The sequence below is a fragment of the Seonamhaeicola marinus genome (genome assembly GCF_008085455.1).
On record NZ_VSDQ01000568.1, the window covers coordinates 1 to 1,072 of the forward strand.

At 33.5% G+C, this 1,072-nt stretch carries 1 protein-coding gene; it reads right to left on the bottom strand.

Annotation, left to right across the window (positions count from 1 at the left end; all coding sequences use genetic code 11):
* Positions 1 to 1,072, bottom strand: a 1,072-nt coding sequence (locus FUA24_RS08310; protein WP_148541277.1) for a MiaB/RimO family radical SAM methylthiotransferase, incomplete at both ends; no start/stop codon positions are given.

Below are 1,072 nucleotides of genomic sequence, written 5' to 3' on the forward strand. Positions count from 1 at the left end.
ACTAAACCATCTTCATCAATTTCGGTTAATTCAACTTGGTGTAAAGTATTTACCAAAGCAGGATTCCATGGTGTTTTCACTTTCACATAGTTTTCTGTAAATCCGTGAATATATCCTTCTTTATTTTCGCTTTCAAAAAGCACTGTTCTGTTAGTACCTATTTGACTTTCATAAAATGCTCTGCGTTTTTTAACCGATAAACCACGCAACATTTTACTACGCTTACTGCGTATGTTATTTGGCACAACGCCATCCATAGTAGCAGCTTCAGTATTATCACGTTCAGAATAGGTAAACACGTGTAAGTATGAAATATCTAATGCATTTAAAAAATTATATGTCTCTAAAAAATGGTCATCTGTTTCACCCGGAAAACCTACAATAACATCTACACCAATACAGGCATGGGGCATAACTTCTTTTATTTTTGCAACCCTATCTACATATAATTCGCGCATGTACCTTCGCTTCATTTTTTTTAATATGTGATTACTTCCGCTTTGTAATGGTACATGAAAATGCGGAACAAATGCTCTGGACTTTGCAACTAAATCAATAGTTTCATTTTTTAACAAATTAGGTTCAATTGATGATATGCGTAAACGTTCAATACCTTCAACTTCATCAAGTTTAGTTACTAAATCTAAAAAAGTGTGTTCGTGTTTTTTATTACCAAATTCACCTTTACCATAATCGCCAATATTTACACCTGTTAGCACAATTTCTTTAATATTTTTAGCAGAAATTTCTCGTGCATTTTTAAGTACATTTTCCATAGTATCACTTCGTGAAATACCACGTGCTAACGGAATTGTACAATAGGTACACTTATAATCGCATCCATCTTGCACTTTTAAAAAAGCACGTGTTCTATCGCCTATAGAATATGAACCAACGTAAAAATCGGCTTCTTCAATTTCACATGAATGTACTTCGCCAAAATCGTTTTTACTCAAATCATTTAAGTAATCTGTAATTTTAAATTTTTCAGTAGCACCAAGTACCAAATCTACTCCATTAACATCGGCTAGCGCTTGTGGTTTTAACTGTGCATAACAACCAACAGCTGCTA